The sequence below is a fragment of the Parafrankia sp. BMG5.11 genome (genome assembly GCF_004337455.1).
This window is the reverse complement of the sequence record NZ_SJXI01000059.1, coordinates 162,667-178,937: the sequence shown is the minus strand read 5'-3', so window position 1 is coordinate 178,937 and position 16,271 is coordinate 162,667. Positions and strand designations below refer to the sequence as shown.

Sequence of the window (16,271 nt, the reverse complement as noted above, 5' to 3'; positions counted from 1 at the left end):
GGCGCTCCGCCCGATGGAGGCCGCTCAGAAGGGAGGAGGATCGATGTCCAGGTCGACTCTTTGACCGTCCCGCAGCGCCAGGACAACGGGATGTTCGGCGCCCAGCCTTCCTCCGATCTGACGGAGGACGCCTAACCGCTGGGCCTGAGCGATCTCCGGATCCCCGCCGCGCTGCTCGTCCGCCGCCAGATTCACCGCTGCTATCAGCGTCGCCGGATGGTCCTCTCCCAGCTTGGCCTGCAGGAGATCCCAGGCCTGCTGGTCGAGTTCACGGGCGGCGACGATCCGCCCGGCGTCGACGCGGCAGTTCGCGACGTTCATCGAGCAGTAGACCGTGAACGGGTGCTCGGTGGAGAGCGCGGACCGCAGGCCGTCCAGCGCCTGCTGGCCCAGTGTCTCGGCGGCGGCCGGTTCGCCGCACCGGCGGAGGGCTATGACCAGGCTGTTGGCGGCAGCCAGCGTGTAGATATTCCTGTCGCCCAGCCTGGACCGGGCCCGCCGGTAAGTCTCGTCCGCCAGCCTCCGCGCCGCAGCGGTCTCACCCACCTGCAGGAGAACGCCGACCAGGCAGATGGCGACTGCGAGCGCGTCTGGCTGCCCGGAATCGGCGTGGGCGCGAAACCTCATGTGGGCGTCCTCCGCGATCTCCCGGGCACGATCCGGCTGGCCGGCCCAGCGGAGCGAGACGGCGTAGTTCGTCATTGTCCGCAGCCTGTCCGGGTGGTCGTCGCCCAGCGCTAGGCGAGACCATTCGAGTGAACCTTCGAGAAGAGCCAGCGAGGCGGGGTACCTACCGTTCTCTCGAAGGTCCCGAGCATAACTTTCCAGGTACACGAGCTTCGAGATGTCGTTGGTCTCAGGAAGCCTACGGTGGCGCTCGTAGACCTCCTCGCTCATCTCGAGCGCCAGCTTGAAGTCCCCCAGGAAACGCAGGGAAACGGCCAGGTTGTTCGCAGCCTTGAGCGTCTCCGGGTTGTCGAGACCGGCCGTCTCGCGATAGCGGGCGTAGGTGTCCTCGTCAAGCAGCCAGGCGGACTCGTAGTCGCCGATGCCCCGGTAGTCGCCGCCCAGCGCCATCGCGGCGCGCAGGGCGAGCGGATGGTTCGGGCCGAGGAGGGGGATCAGCCGCTCCCGCGCGCGCAGGTCGAGCACCCGAGCCTGTTCGGCGTCGCCGAGCGCCCGGTGGCTGTCCGCCAGGTCCAGGGCGAGCTCCAGGGTCCGCTCGTCGTCGTCCCCGAAGCGCTCTCGCCACAGAACGAGCGTCCTGCCGGCGAGATCACGGCAGCCGATGTGATCCCGTTGCATGTACAGACATCGCACCTGGTTGCGGACGAGACGGGCGACGTCCTCGCCGCGAGCGGTCGGCGCCCGGGTGGGTTCCAGGTGCGGCCGGATCAGCGCGTAGCGCTTCCAGTTCTCGGGATCGTCCGGGTTCCCTGGGTCGGCGGCCGCGAGGATCGCGTACACCCGCGCCCGGACGCCGGCCCGCTCGGTGGGGGTCAGCTCGTCGCGTATCGCGGTCTGCACGAGGCGGTGCATCACCAGGCTTCGATCCCTGGAGTCCACCCGCGCGAGCGCGTGCTCGCTGATCTGCCGTACGGCCTCGGCCAGCGTGAGGTCGTCCCGCAGCGTCTGGTCCGTGACGTCCGCCAGAACGGCCAGGCCGTCGCCCGCGAACAGGTCGAGGCTGATCGGTTCCGGCCCGAAGAAGGCGCACAGCTGCGCCAGCCGCGCCGACGTGGGAGCACGGGAACGCAGCCGCTCCATCGACAGCAGCCAGGTCATGGCGACCGGCCGCGGGTAGGTCGGGACCTCGCCCTCGAGCAGCAGCGGGCCGGGGCTGCTCTCGAGCAGCTGCAGGTAGCGCTCCGCCGGCATCCCGGTCTCCGCGTGCCAGGCGCCGGCGTGCTCGAGCGCGAGGGGAAGGTCACCCAGGGCCTCTGCGAGCCTGGTCGCGACCTCGGTCGTCAGCGCGGGCGAGCTCCGCTGGAGCAGCTCGACGCTCTCCTCCCGGTTGAACACGTCGATCTCCACCGGGGACTGCCGCCCCCGCCAGCGCTGGTTGCGAGAAGTGATCACCACGTGCCCGAAGCCGTTCGGGATCAGGGGAAGGATCTCGTCCGGGGTGTCCGCGTTGTCGAACACGAGAAGCCAGCGGCGGTACGGCACTCCCTTGCGCAGCGCGTCGACCAGGCTGTCCACCGGGTCCCGCCCCTGTCGGACGGGCAGGCCGAGAGTGTGGGCGAGTCGGGTCATGTCGCTGCGTGCCAGCGCCGCCTGATCGCAGCCGATCCAGCAGACGAGGTCGTAGGTGGGACCGAAACGGAAGACATACTCGGCGGCGACCTGGGTCTTGCCCACGCCGGCGAGTCCCTGCAGCACCAGGGCGTGGGCCGCGGGCTTGTCATCGCCCACGAACCGGTTCCGCATGTCCATCAGCAGCGCGTCACGACCGACGAACATCGGGTTGCGCGCGGGCACACCCTCCCAGATCCCCGGGGGGGAGCCGGGATAGCGGACATCCGTCGTGTCCGCGGGCCGCGGGCGCGCGGTGAGCGCCAGGCGTGACGGCCTGCCGGCCGCGGCCACCAGGGCACGGCGGGCCGGCGCCTCGGCGAGACCGACGAGATCCGCATGATCACGTGCGGCGCCCTCCGGCGGCATGCGGACCTCCTCGACCCGCACCGGGACGAGGAGCCGCTGGGCTCCGTCCGGGTCGAAGGTCAGGCTCCGCCGCCACCGTTCCATCGCCTCGGCCGACCGGAGATAGGCCGCCGACACGATCGCCACCGTACGGCGGATCGGATCCGCCTCCTCTCCGTCCTTCCACGCGGCCCCGGGCTGATCGACCTGTTCGAGGATCACCTGAAACCCGGCCGTCTCCAGCTCGGCGGCGACCCACTCCGCCCAGGGGCGGTCGGCCGAGGCGTGGCTGACGACCATGTCGGTCGGGATCGACACCCTCGAACGCTCGAAGACCGCGAGAGTGCGCCGGCGCCGCGACTCGTCCTGTGGGGGAAGCGCGGCGACCGCTCCGCCCGTCAGATAGGACGCGAGCCTCTCGTACGCGGCGAGCAGGGTGCCCTCCTGCAGCGGCCGGTCACCGAAAACCGCCAGGATCTCCTCGTACGCGTAATAGGGCTTGTAGGGGATCTCGACGTCGCCCCAGTAATGCTCCTTAGTACGCTCGTCAAAGCCGCGCAGGAACGGGTCGAACGCCACCCGCGCCACATCGCGGCCGAGCTCCAGTTTTCGCTGCTCACCGTCCTCGACCCGCATCGGGACGGGAAGCTGTCGAATTTCACGGCCCTCCTTCTGTGCCGCGATGGAGCGGGAGACCGCGACGGCCCCCTCAATGCTCTGCGTGCTGAGGGTAAAGCAGTTGACCACGATGTCGGGCAGCTGGACCGTGCAGATTCCGGCGGTGTCACTCAGCCCCGTCCGACTGTCGATCAGGATCCACTCGTACGAGGACCGCATGTCCTGGCGAAGCGCGTCAACGAAGTCACCCCCGCCCTTGTCCGCGTAGAAGGCGTTCCAGTCGAAGGTGCCGACGCGCTGGGCGTAGGCGGCGTCGTGCCGGCCGGAACAGACGAAGTCCACGGTTCCGCCGTCGGGGAAAGGCCAGTTCAGTGATGCCGCGTACGGCGTGATCGCGGTGGACCGGCTGAACCAGTCGGCGTCGTCCGGCCCCTGCGGCGACATGACCGTCACCGTGAACTCCCAGATCATGTCCATGATCCCAGGAGTCGAGCGAAGGTCGGGATCGTGCAGGAAGGGATGGAAGTAACGGTGGAGGCCGGGCGCCTCCAGATCCCAGTCCACGACCAGTACTCGGCAGCCGCTGCTCGCCAGCAGCCAGGCGGTGTTGGCGAGAGCCATGGAACGGCCGGTGCCACCCTTGTAGGAGTAGAAGGTGACGACGGTCCCGAAATCCGTACCAGACACCGACACCGCCTAGGGGCCGTTGAGCCGGGGAAACCGCCGGGGGTTGTCCCCGGTCGACCGCAGGGCCTGCCGGTACTCGAAGATCCGCGCCTGCGACTCGACGATGATCTGTACCAGGGCCAGATCGAACTCCTCACAGGACCGCACATTCATGCGAAACAGCTTGTCCCGGCGGACGAAGTTGTTCCGCAGCGCGGTCGCCAGGACCGCGATGAGCTGCGCGGAGTTCGCGTGGGTTTCCGTGTCGTGCGGGTTCGCCGGCACCAGGACACCCGACGTCGGCTCGTTGCGGACGTCGTACGTGACCAGCGCCTGGTGGACATTCGCCAGCTTGGCCGCCCACATGTCCACGATGAGGATCACGATTTCGTTGCGCTCTCTGGACCTCTCCAGCAGATCGGAGACGCCGTGGTCCAGAGGAACAATCTTGGAGATGAGCTTCTGTCTCGCCGCGACCATCTGCGCGATCACACACACCCGGTCGTGGTCACGGGGCTTGTACGGCGTCCACTCCTCGAACGTGTCGCCATAGCAGTCGAGCTGACGGCGCAACGCGGCGATCTCCTCGGCCGACGTCGAGGCGAGCACGAAAGTCACGTGGCCAGGCCCGCCCGCGACGGGCCCCGGCGTCGCCGGGGGAACGCTGGGCGGAGCCGGTGGCCGGGGCGGGTCCGGTGACGTTCGCGACTCACCGGACTCCCCGCTCCCGAGGACCTCGTCCTCGACCGGGTCGACCCGTAGCGGACCGGAGGCGACCGCCGCCGGAATCTCAGGCGGCGGATCTTCCTGGTCCGGTATGGTCGGCGGCCCGGCAAGCAGGCGGAATGCGTCGGGCACCTGGTGAAGAGCCGGGATCTCGGGCTCCGCGGTCAACGGCGAGTCGTCAGCGAGCTGGACGATCCGGGCCGCTAACGTCAGCACGAACTCCTGATACTCGTCATGATTGCGTTTCAGCTGCATGAGGTACCGCAGACCGAACTTCGTATACGCCTTCCCCAGTGCGCTGTGATCATACTGCAGCCGCGCGAGCGGCTCGGGCGGATCGCGTAAGGGAGTCCAGATCACGGGGAGCAGCGCCGCCGGAACCTGGCCCGACGCGGCGGCGGAGCGCAGCCGCCCGTCGAACATCCCCCATTCCCGGCCGCAGTACTCGCTGGCGAAGAACGAGGGCGAGCACATCGCCACGAAGGTTCTGCATCGGCAGAGCGCGGCGCCGAGCTCCGCCGACCAGGCCTCCCCCGGCTGGATGCTGCGCAGGTCGAGGAAGCCGACAGTGTTCGGGTCCGGATCGCCCACCCTGCGGCGCACCTCGTCTCTGAGGTCGCGGAAGAACTGCTCGAGCAGCGGGTCGTCACGGCTGTCCGCCCGCGCATAGCTGAAGAAGAAGTACAGCGGCCGCGCGCTCCAGGCCTCAGGCATGCCGGCCGGCGCCAGCCGATGTCTGCGCATGGGTGACCCGGCGAAACCCCTCGGGGTCGCCTCCCGTATGGGATCGGCCCTGGGCAGGCTCCCGCCCGACACTCTCCCCCGACACCGAGTGGCCCCTCTCCCGCGGCCCGCCGTGGCCCGCGCCCCGTAGGCCGGCTCAAGTAGGGTTCACTCGGCCGGATCATCCTCCCGACGGGCGAGAACAGATTCTACGTCGTCTTCCGGGTACAGACCGACCGCAGATTACCGATCGACACCGTTACGGAAGACGCAGTCCACCATGACCGGGAGCGAGCCTTCCCCGCGAGGCGGCAACGATAGGCTACGAAACCAGCAAAGGACGGGATCGCTTCCGTCATCCACAGGCCGCGGGAACCCGCCGTCGAAACGACGGACTTCGACATGAGCGAAGCGCCTGCGGGCGGCACCGGCTAGATTAGAGGATCGGGGACGGCCGAGGAGGACACCTGATGAACGACTCGTCTTCCGACATCGAGACGCGTCTGCCCGACCTGGGCACGTTCCGGCTCGACGAGGTGGTCGCGACGGCGAACCGCACCCTACGGCAAGTCGCCCGCCGCCTGACCAGAGAGGCTTCGGGATCTAATCCGCCGCTCGCTGGATTCAACTCCAGCGCCACGATTTTCAACGAAACCGGCACGCCGGGCAGTCGGATCCCGCGGACCGACCTTCGAACAGAGGAGGAATCCGCCGAAATCAAGCAGGCACCAACAGGGTTCTCGTCCTCTATCGCCGCAGCTTTCTAACGCCGGACAGCGAGACCGTGTGATCGACCTCCTCGACACGACCTACGGAGATCGGGCGGCCGAATGGCCGGCCAACGAGCTCGACTTCCACCGACTCTCCGCCACGGGATGGCGGCCAACACCCTTCCGCCAGATCGTCTTCAAGATCAACAGTAGATGCAATCTTTCGTGTACTTACTGCTACGTCTACCACCAAGCCGACCAGAGCTGGCGGGGGCAGCCCGTCACGATGAGCCCGGCGGTGGTGGAGGTCACCGCGCGCAGGCTCTCCGCGCACGCGAGGAAGCACGAGCTTCCGCGGATGCAGATCATCCTGCACGGCGGCGAACCGCTCCTGGCCGGTCCCGGCTACCTCAGGAACGTCGTGGAGCGCCTGCTCGCCGCGGTCGGCGCCGACACCACTCTGGAGTTCGCCCTCCAGACCAACGGCACCCTGATCGACGAGGTGTTCCTCGAGCTCTGTCGGGAGTTCGGCATCCAGGTCGGGGTCAGCGTCGACGGCGATCCGGCGGTCAACGACCGGCGACGGACCCGTCGCAACGGGACCGGAAGCCACGCCGAGGTCGCCCGGGGGCTGCGGCTACTCACCTCGGAACGTTTCCGCCCGATCTTCGCCGGGCTGCTCTGCGTCGTCGACCCCGTGAGCGATCCACGAGAGGTGTACGAGAGCCTGCTGGCGTGGCGACCGCCGAACGTCGACTTCCTGCTTCCTCACGGGAACTGGACGGCCCGTCCGCCCGCCCGGGGCGGCGACGAGACGTCGACGCCCTACGCCGACTGGCTCGGCGACGTGTTCGACCGCTGGTATCCAGCCCCCGAGCACGAGACAGACGTACGCGTGTTCCTGGAGATCATTGCGCTGATCCTCGGCGGCCACAGTCACATCGAGACGGTCGGGCTCTCGCCCTCGTCCGTCGTCGTCATCGAGACCGACGGCTCGATCGAACAGGTCGACGCGCTCAAGTCCGCCTATCATGGCGCGGCCTCCACCGGCCTCGCCGTGCAGCGGAACGACCTCGACGAGGCGCTCCGCCATCCGGGTATCGTCGCCCGGCAGATCGGTCTGGCCGCGCTCGGCCCCGAGTGCGCGCGATGTCCGGTGCGCCGTGTCTGCGGAGGGGGATATTACCCCCACCGGTATCAGGCCGGCAGCGGCTTTCGGAACAGATCCGTCTACTGTCCGGATCTGTTCGCACTGATCACGAAAATCGGCAGACAGATCCGGGCAGACGTCGAAAAGGCAAAAGCGCAGGGTGAACATTGACTTCCATCGGCTCGCACTGGCCGACTTCGACGACCTCGCGGCCGGTGGAGGTCGCACGGGGCTCGTGCTCGGCCTGCGCAGGACGCAGCTGAGCAAGCGGCTTCTCGCGCTCCACGCGGTGATGACGGACGCCGCCGAGCGTGCCCCGGAAGCCGTCGCCGCCAGTGGCCTGACGAACTCCTACGGAGTGCTGGCGGCATCCCAGCGGACGGTTCCGGAGCCGACGGAGGCGATCCTGCTGTCACCGGGCCTCGGCCTGTGGGCGATGCACTGCCTGCGCCGGCTGCACGGCAAGGCCAGCCCCTCGAACCCCCTCGAGGAGGATCTCGGGATCCTCGGTGGCTTCGCCGTCGCCGCCGCGCTTCGCGCCGGCCTGCACGCCACGGTGGCCGTCCCGCTCCAGGACGGAGACCTCCTCATACCGGCTGTCGGCCGGGTCCGGGTCGGCCGGACCGGCTGGGCCACGGTCCGCATCGAGAGGGCGTGCCTGCGTCTGACTGTCGGCGACGACGAGACAACGGTGCTGGAGGTGCCGAACGCCACCGCCACGACGCCGCATCTCCCGGCCGGGCCACAGGACAGCCGCTGGCGCATGGTCCCGGAGCTGGTCAGCGTCGTGAACGGCCGGCGCATAGCCCTCCTTCTCGACGACGTCGACCCGGCTCGACGACTGCTCGACCTGCCGATGGCGCGCGGCACCGTCACGGAGGACGTCGACGCCTGGCAGCAACGTCTCGACGGCGGCTGGCGCATCCTCGACGACTACGACCCGCTGATCGCGGAGGCCGTCTCGGCCGGACTGGCGACGATCTTTCCGCTGGCAGCCTCGTCGTGGGCCGAGGAGCTCAGCGCCTCCTCCGGCGAGGCCTTCGGCGCGGTAGCCCTCACCCTCCCCCGGGACGGGCTCTCCTTCGCCGCGGCGCTGGTCCATGAGTTCCAGCACACGAAGCTCTCGGCGCTGCTTGATCTGGTCGCCCTGCTCGAGCCGGCCGACGAACGGCTGTTCTACGCACCGTGGCGACGTGACCCACGGCCCCTTCCGGGATTACTGCAGGGTGCCTATGCCTATCTCGGGCTGACCGGCTTCTGGGATTACCGGCGACTCGCGGAGAGCGGGGACGACTTCGCGCACTTCGAGTTCGCGCGGTGGCGGGACGAGGTCTGGCGGGTCCTGAGCACCCTCCGTCTCTCCGGAACGATGACCCCGCTCGGCATGCGCTTTCTGGACGGCATGCGGACCGCCGTCTGGGCCCATCGGCAGAAGCCCGTTCCCAACGGACCCGGTGAACTCGCCCGCCAAGCCGCCGACGACACGCGAATAGCCTGGCGGCTCCGTAACGTCGAACCCGCACCGGCCCAGATCGCAGTGCTGGCCCAGGCCTGGATCGAGGGCGACCCGCCGCCGATCACGCGAATCCCGATCCGGATCATCCCGGGGCACCGTGGCCTGGTAACCAGCTCACGGCTTTTGCTCACCCATCTTCGCCTGCTGGACCCGAAGCGGTTCGAGGCCGCCCGGCAGGGCGTCCCCCACGTCCTCGACGCCAAAGTCTCCGCTGCCGATCAGGCTCTCGCCTTCGGCGATGCCCGTACCGCGGCACAGGCCTACAAGGAAGAACTGGAGCATGAGCCCGACCTGCTCGACTCCTGGGCCGGTCTGGCGTTGTGCCGGCGGCAGCGCCTCTCATCGGGATCGCGTGCCCTGGTCACCCGGCCGGAAGTCGTCCACCGACTGCACAGGAGAATCGAGGAGCTGTCCGGGATCCGCACCGACCCGGATGCTCTGGCCGCCTGGCTACCCGAGCTGGTGCCCTGACCAGAGCAGACCAGGCGGATCATCGCGGCCCACGGAAATCTCCGGCGACCTACAGGGGCGGCGGCTCGAAGTCGAAGTCGAGCCGCTCGCCCCGCTCACCGGCCCTGACATCAGGATGCTCCGGGCCCAGGACCCGGCGGTAACGGGTGACGGTGTCGGCGGAGAGCTTCTGGGCCTCGTCGTCCCGGCCGAGCTGAGCCAGGTCCAGCGCGACGTTGGTCGCGCAGACCAGGGTGTGAGGGTGATCAGGCCCCAGGAGGTCACGGAACGAGCTCAGCGTCTGTTCCCCGATCTCCAGGGCCTCGCCGACCGCGCCCTGTGCCGACCGTGCGGTGGCCAGGTTCGCCCGGCAGGTCAGCGTGAAGTGGTGATCCGGGCCGAGTCTGTTTTCCAGTCCCGCGAGCGCGTCCTTGAGCAGGCGCTCCGCCTCGTCGATCCGGCCGAGCTGGCGATGGACCAGGGCGAGGTTCAGATAACAACCGTAGGTATATGGATGGTCCACACCGAGAGCTTCTCGATACCGGCTGACAGTCTTCTCGATGCGCTCCGCCGCCTCGTTGGGATCGCCGGCGACCCGCTGCGCGTTCCCCAGGTTGATCGCGGCCGCGAGGGCTTCAGGGTGTTCCTTCTCGAACTGCCGGCTCTCCGTGTAGCGACCGTAGACCTGCTCGGCGAGCGTCAAGGCCTCGAGGAAGAGCCCCGCCTTCCGCCGGGCGACCGAGAGATCCTTCGCCTGCGCGAGGACGTGTGAATGATCGGCGGCGAGCTGCCCGCGGTCGACAAGATCTTCAAAAGCCCGGTAGGCGTGTTCCGCCGCATCCCTGGCCTTCAGATAGTGTCCCGCCTGCCGCAGATCGCGGGCAACAGCGGCGAGAGAGATAGCCACCCAGGGGTCCGTGTCACCGCCCGAAAGGTCCCTCCTGTTGGCGAGATTCTCCTGATCCCGCTGCAGCGCGAGCTCGTAGGAGCTGTTGAGGCTGTAGTCCACCGCGAGGTTGTTGACGCAGAGAGATGTTTCGTGGGCGTAGGGGCCGAAAACCCGTTCGTGCCGGGGAAGAGCGTCCTCGTCCAGTTCGAGCGCGGTCCGGAACTCGCCGCGGGCGCGTAGGTCGGCGCCGTGGCCGTTCAGGATGAGGAGGGTCTCCTCGTGGTCCGGCCCGAGGACCTCGGTGATCGCCGCCAGAGTCGGCCGCCGCAGGTCGTAGGCGTCCTGAGATCTGCCCAGCGACCAGAGGATGTTCGCCTTGATTCCCTTCAGCACGAGCACGTCCGGATCGCGCTCGCCGGAGTCCTTCTCCCACCGCCCCAGCGCGCGGTCCGCCTCGTTCAGGCCCGTGGTGAAGTCGCCGACGTTGTACAGGTACCCGATGAGGTGCTCGATGAGCTGGCGGGCCGGGACCTCTGTGGACTCGAAGACACCAGACGGCACGATGTGCGGGAGCAGGTTCTCAAACGCCGCGCGGTTCTTGGTTTCGGAGTCTCCGGGGTCTGCAGCAATGAGCAGCGCATGCACCTCATCCCGCATGCGTGCCTGTTCCTCGACGGGAAGCTCGTCGCGGATGAGCATCTGGACCAGGCGGTGGACCTGCACCGTCTTCCGGCTGGTGTCGATCTTCGCCAGCGCGTAGCGGCCGAGTTCCCGCATGGCGCGGCTCACCAGCAGCCGGTCCTGCATCAACCGGCCGAAGTCGGAGCTCAGGGTGTACTTGCCGCGGTCGAGCATCTCCAGCGAGATCGGCTCCGGGCCGAAGAAGGCACACCGCCGCAGCAGTTCGAGCGCGAAGGGCGCCTGATCGCGCAGCCGGGTCACCGACAGGCTCCACGCGGCCGCCACCGGCTTCGAGTAGTCGGATGGCGGGTTCTCCGCCAGCAGCCGACTCGACGCCTCCCCGAGCAGGTCCAGGTACTCCTCGACGCCCATCCCGGTTTCGAACTGCAGCGCCCCGGCCTGCTCCAGCGCCAGCGGCAGGTCCCCGAGCGCCTCGGCCAGCCGGTTGGCGTCGAACTCCCCGATGCCGGGAACCCGACGATCGAGGAACTCCAGGCTCTCGCGGCGAGCGAAGACGTCGACCTCGATCGTGTCGACGATGCTCTGCCATCGCCGGTTACGCGAAGTTACGAGTACATGGCCGGGGCCGTGGGGCATCAGGCTGCGGATCAGCTCGGGCTGGTCGGCGTTGTCGAAGATCAACAACCATCGGTGGTAGGGCTCGCCCCGGCGCAGGGCGTCGAGAACGGCGGCGACCGAGTCCTCGACCCGTAGCAGGCCGCCCTCGGACAAACCGAGCCGTGGCGCCAACGCCGCCAGGTTGGAGCGGACGAGCGCCGGCTGGTCGGCGGGGATCCACCAGATCAGGTCGTAGTGGGACTGGTACCGGTACGCGTACTCGATGGCGAGGTGAGTTTTCCCGACACCACCCAGGCCCTGGAGGGCGTGCGGCAGGACGGCGGTGACGTCGGTCTGCTCGGAGGAGACACGGCGACGGAGCTCGGCGAGCTGGCTTTCTCGCCCGGTGAAGTTCTTGTTCCGCTGGGGTACACCACCCCAAATCATCGGAACGCCTCGACTCGGCCCGCTCGCCGAGTCGAACTCCACCACCGAAGCCACCTTCGACCGCCCCCGCCCGACTGTCGGTACAGAACAGCCGCCGAGCATACGAGCCGCGCACACTGGCCCAGCACATGCGTCGACGGCGCGCCGCAAAATCTTCGTAGACTCTTCGATGATAACATCGGCTAGTGGCTCTGGCGCCATTCCGCAAGCCCGCCCGCGAGTCGGTCGGGCGATGCTCCCGGCCTTCTTCCGGCCCAGGCCAACCTACCAAAGCCCGGCCCGAATGTCGGGTGCACGACACCCCGGCTCCCAATGACGAACGAGCGGGGCAACGAGGGCCACGTGGTGACTCCCCGACGCGCACCTCCGTACACATCGGCCCACGACGGCCCGCCGTTCCACGGCATCTCCTGAACTGCGCGTTTTCGCAGGTCAGAAGCTATTTCCAGCATTGGGCGGCGAGCACCACACCGACGGTGGGCATCCACGCGGCCGGTTGGTGCGGGGTCAACGGGGTCTCCTTCCCTCCAGATTGGGTCTCGGGCCCTCGGCCGACGGAGTGGGCCGGCCAGGCGCCGGATACCGCGATCCCGCGCCGTACCGGCCGGCAGGTTCCGGCCAGTCCGGACTATGCCCACCGATCAGGAGGAGCGACTCCGGAACGAGGACAACGAAGCGCACACACTCGATCACCCGGACCGTGCCACCTCGACCGAGCCCGCGGCGGCGATGACTCCCCGTCCTGCGAAAATCTTGTCATGTGCAGAGGTCGGCTCACAGTGGCCGCCAAATGTCGGAGAATGATGCGGACGGTCCAGGAGCGCGCGGCGGCAGAGCCGGGCCGGGCCGGGTGGATACCATTCGCGGGCACGGTCGCGTCAACGCCGAGAGGCTATCAGTACTGTTGAATAACTACTATCCAACCCTCGCCACCAAATTTCCGCCGAAAGGCGCAGGAAACGCTCAGATCTCCCCAGGCCAGCCGGCAACAGCGGCAAACCCGCCGTCGGCCACCTCGACCGGAGACGAACCCGGTGCAGGTGGCGTACCCGCGCCCGCCCAGTGCGAAGTGCCCTCGCGGCCGGCATCTTCCACGACGACCTGCCCTCGGGACATGTCATCACGGCGCCAGTGGGGCCGGGCCGGCGGATGGTGACCCAGCTGCGGGCCGATCTCCCCTACGTCGGGCTGCGCCCGTTCGAGGAGGAGGAGGCCGGTTCGTTCTTCGGGCGGGACGCCGAGGCCCGCTCCCTGTCGGCCGCATGGCTGCGCAGCCGTCTCGTGATCGCGCACGGCCCGGCCGGTGCCGGCAAGACATCGCTGCTGCGGGCGGGCGTCCTGCCGGACCTGGCCAGGGCGGATGCCGACGTCCTCCCGGTCGGGCGGATCACCGGCCCCGGCCTCACGGCCGCGGGTCCTGACGGGCTCGAGCCGGTTGTCGGGCCTGGTAACCCATTCACCCGGGCGCTGCTGCGGTGCTGGTCCCACGACGACGAGTCGGCGTCCCTGCTGGACGCGCTCCGGGAGCGGGCCGAGCGGCGGCGGCCGCGCGGTGCGTCCCGGCCGGTTCTGCTGGCCATCGACCAGTTCGAGGAGTTCCTCACTCCGCGCTCGCCCCGGCTGGCCCCGCTGCGGTCGCAGTTCGTCGAGGCGCTCGCCCTCGCGGCCACGGCGCTGCCGAACCTGCGGATCCTGCTGGTGCTCCGTTCCGACCATCGCACGGCCCTGCTGCCGTACCGGCGGACCCTGCTCGCGGCCTGCGCCGATCAGGCCGGCTACGAATCAGCCGTGCCGGTCACCGAGGTCGCCGTCGCCCCGCTGAGCCCGGAGTGCGCCGTGACGGCCCTCGTCGAGCCGCTGCGCGCCGCCGGGATCCGGTTCGCCCCGGGCGCCGCCGCGGCCTGCGTCGACGATCTCACGACCAGCCGGACCGTCGACGCGACCGGCGCCGAGTCGCTGCTGGTCGCGGAGACCGTCCAGCCCGTGTTCCTGCAGCTCGTGGCGACGGCACTGTGGCGGTCCCGGCCCGTGGCGGACGCTCCGGTGACCGCTTCCTGGCTCGGCCCGGTCGGGAACGTCACCGCCGTCCTCGAGGACTACCTGACCCGGACGCTGGTCACGATCGCCCACGAGCACAATCTCGACGAGGACGAGCTGCGGGCCTGGCTCACCCGGACGTTCGTGACCGAGCGCGGGCGTCGCGGTGTGGTCGACGAGGGTCTCACCACAACCGCCGGCATGCCCACGCCGGTGCTCGACGCCCTGACCGAGCGCTATGTGCTGCGCTGCGAGCACCTGTCCGGCTCCCGCCGTTTCGAGCTTTTCGACGACCGGCTGCTCGAACCACTGCAGCGGACATCCACCCCGTGGGCGGGCGCCAGCGGACCGGCCGCCGAGGTCGGGGCGGACGACTACCTCCGCGCGGCGCAGGTGAGTTTCGCGGACGGCGACGTGGCCACCGCGTGCGCCCATGTCGAGGAGGCGCTGCGGCGCGACCCGGCGCCCTCGCTCACCCGGGCCGCGACCCAGGCGTTGCGGGCACAGCTCTTCCAGGCCGAGGGACGGCTGGAGCAGGCCGAGGCCTGCCACCGCGAGGCTGCCGAGATCTACGAGTCGCTGTCGGACACCGAGGCCTCCGGGCGGGTGCTGGCCGCTCTCGGCCGGCTCCTGCTGGACGCCGGCCAGGTCGGGCGGGCGGTGGAGGAGCTGCAGGCCGCCGGGGAACGTCTGCCGGGTGACGCGGACGTCCAGTCGGACCTCGCGCATGCGCTCTGGCGGGCCGGTCAGCCGTGGGCGGCCGCGGCCATCTTCTCGGCGGTGCTCACGATCGCCCCCGACGCGGTAGCGGCACTGGCCGGACGGGCCCAGCTGCGGGTCGAGCTGGCCGACGACACCGGGGCGATCGAGGACTTCGACCGGCTCGCCCGCACAACGTCCACGAAGGCGGGCAGGGTGTCAGCGGTAGGCGGGGTCTCAGCGGCGGGCGGGCTCTCGGCCGCGGCAGGCGCGGCGGAGCTGCGGGCGGCGCGGGCACTGTCGCTGGCCCGCCTCGGCCGGGTCACCGAGGCATCCGGCGAGTCGACGACGGCGCTGCGGGACGCCCCGGACAGCGGTCCCGTGTTGTGGCGGGTGGCGGAGGTGATCCGCGCTGCCGGGGACGAGCACGGCGCCGACGACCTGCTCCGCCGTTCCCTCGGTGCCTCGGAGCCCTCGCTCGCCCCGGACCAGCGGGCGCAGGTGTCCCGTCTGCTGCGGCGTTCCGGTGCCCTGACCTGACACACGGGTGCTCCGCCCGAGGCACCGGCGGCCGGCCGTGACCTGGCCGGCCGCCGTCGTCACAGCGGGCCGGCCGGGTGCCGGTCACCGCGGGCGGGGCTTCGGTTACCGCGTCTTCGCCTGGACGGCGTCGGTGATCGCCGGGATGACGGTCTCGCCGTAGGCCTCCAGGGTGGCGCGTTTCGCGTCGTGCTGGAGGTAGACCGCGAACTGGTCGACGCCGAGGCCGGCGAGCTCGGTGAGCCGCTCGATGTGCGCCGCGGGCGGGCCGAGCAGGCAGAACCGGTCGATGACCTCGTCGGGGACGAAGTCGGTGTGGGTGTTCCCGGCGCGACCGTGCTCGTTGTAGTCGTAGCCGTGGCGGCCGGTGATGTAACTCGTCAGGGCTGACGGCAGCGCCGTGCCGCCTGCCGGAACAGGGCCGGCCGCGGCCGGGGTGCCGTAGCGGGCGACGAGGTCGGCGACGTGGTTGCCGACCATCCCGCCGAACCAGCGGCACTGGTCGCGCTGGTGGGCGAGGGACAGTGGGTCGGCGTCGCCGACGTAGGCGGGCGCGGCGACGCAGAACCGCACCGACGCCGGGTCGCGGCCGGCCTTCTCGGCGGCCTCGCGCACCACCCGGATGGTCCATGCGGCGATGTCGGGGTCGGCGAGTTGCAGGATGAACCCGTCGCCGATCTCGCCGGCCAGCGCCAGGGCTTTCGGGCCGTAGGCGGCGATCCAGACGTCCAGCCGGCTGTCGGTGCCCCACGGGAAGCGCAGCTTCGCGCCGTTCACCTCCGCCTCCCGCCCGTTGGCGAGGGCGCGGACGACGGCGACGCACTCGCGCAGGGTGGCCAGTGTCGTCGGCCGGCCGTTGAGGACCCGGACGGCGCTGTCGCCACGGCCGATCCCGCAGATCGTGCGGTTGCCGAACATCTCGTTGAGCGTGGCGAACAGGGAGGCGGTGACCGTCCAGTCGCGGGTCGCCGGGTTGGTGACCATCGGGCCGACCTTGACCTTGCGGGTAGCCGCGAGGATCTGGCTGTAGATGACGAACGGCTCCTCCCACAGCAGGTGGGAGTCGAAGGTCCACACGTGGCTGAAGCCGAGCGTCTCGGCCTGCCGGGCGAGTTCGACCACCCGGGACGCGGGCGGGTTGGTCTGCAGCACCACTCCGACATCCATCAGGGACCTGCCTTCCGACTCGCCACCGACACGCCCGCCACCGGCGTTCTC

8 protein-coding genes are annotated in these 16,271 nt (G+C 69.7%); 4 read left to right on the top strand and 4 right to left on the bottom strand.

From position 1 onward, the window contains the following. Nucleotides 1-24: 24 nt before the first annotated feature. Nucleotides 25-3,948, bottom strand: coding sequence for an FxSxx-COOH system tetratricopeptide repeat protein (gene fxsT / locus E0504_RS33740; RefSeq protein ID WP_235015090.1), 3,924 nt, complete (start codon nucleotides 3,946-3,948; stop codon nucleotides 25-27). A gap of 9 nt (nucleotides 3,949-3,957) precedes the next feature. Next, nucleotides 3,958-5,397 carry a TIR-like protein FxsC gene (locus tag E0504_RS33735; protein WP_131626582.1) on the bottom strand — a complete coding sequence of 480 codons (1,440 nt, stop codon included), beginning with the start codon at nucleotides 5,395-5,397 and terminating at the stop codon, nucleotides 3,958-3,960. 449 nt (nucleotides 5,398-5,846) lie between these two features. Here E0504_RS33735 and E0504_RS33730 point away from each other — a divergent pair, with 449 nt between their 5' ends. From E0504_RS33730 to E0504_RS33720, 3 genes are read left to right on the top strand one after another with little or no spacing between them, the layout of a single operon-like run. Next, nucleotides 5,847-6,143: a hypothetical protein gene (locus E0504_RS33730; RefSeq protein WP_131626581.1), complete on the top strand. Its 297-nt coding sequence runs from the start codon at nucleotides 5,847-5,849 to the stop codon at nucleotides 6,141-6,143. A 19-nt stretch (nucleotides 6,144-6,162) separates the two neighbouring features. Beyond that, nucleotides 6,163-7,407 (top strand): FxsB family cyclophane-forming radical SAM/SPASM peptide maturase, encoded by a 1,245-nt coding sequence (locus E0504_RS33725; protein ID WP_112109324.1) that lies wholly within the window; start codon nucleotides 6,163-6,165, stop codon nucleotides 7,405-7,407. Continuing rightward, a complete protein-coding gene (locus E0504_RS33720; RefSeq protein WP_131626580.1) occupies nucleotides 7,397-9,223 on the top strand; it encodes an HEXXH motif domain-containing protein in 1,827 nt (608 codons plus the stop codon). The genes E0504_RS33725 and E0504_RS33720 overlap by 11 nt, the downstream gene beginning before the upstream one ends. 49 nt (nucleotides 9,224-9,272) lie before the next feature. Here the strand turns inward: E0504_RS33720 and fxsT (E0504_RS33715) are convergent, their stop codons facing one another. Next, on the bottom strand, nucleotides 9,273-11,777 hold the full coding sequence (fxsT, locus tag E0504_RS33715) for an FxSxx-COOH system tetratricopeptide repeat protein (RefSeq protein WP_112109322.1): 2,505 nt from the start codon (nucleotides 11,775-11,777) through the stop codon (nucleotides 9,273-9,275). A 1,149-nt stretch (nucleotides 11,778-12,926) separates the two neighbouring features. Between fxsT (E0504_RS33715) and E0504_RS33710 the strand changes: the two genes are divergently transcribed. Continuing rightward, nucleotides 12,927-15,053, top strand: coding sequence for a tetratricopeptide repeat protein (locus tag E0504_RS33710; RefSeq protein ID WP_112109357.1), 2,127 nt, complete (start codon nucleotides 12,927-12,929; stop codon nucleotides 15,051-15,053). A gap of 105 nt (nucleotides 15,054-15,158) precedes the next feature. On the opposite strand, the gene E0504_RS33705 is transcribed toward E0504_RS33710, so the two are convergent. Then, nucleotides 15,159-16,220: a TIGR03842 family LLM class F420-dependent oxidoreductase gene (locus E0504_RS33705; RefSeq protein WP_112109321.1), complete on the bottom strand. Its 1,062-nt coding sequence runs from the start codon at nucleotides 16,218-16,220 to the stop codon at nucleotides 15,159-15,161. Nucleotides 16,221-16,271 lie beyond the last annotated feature (51 nt).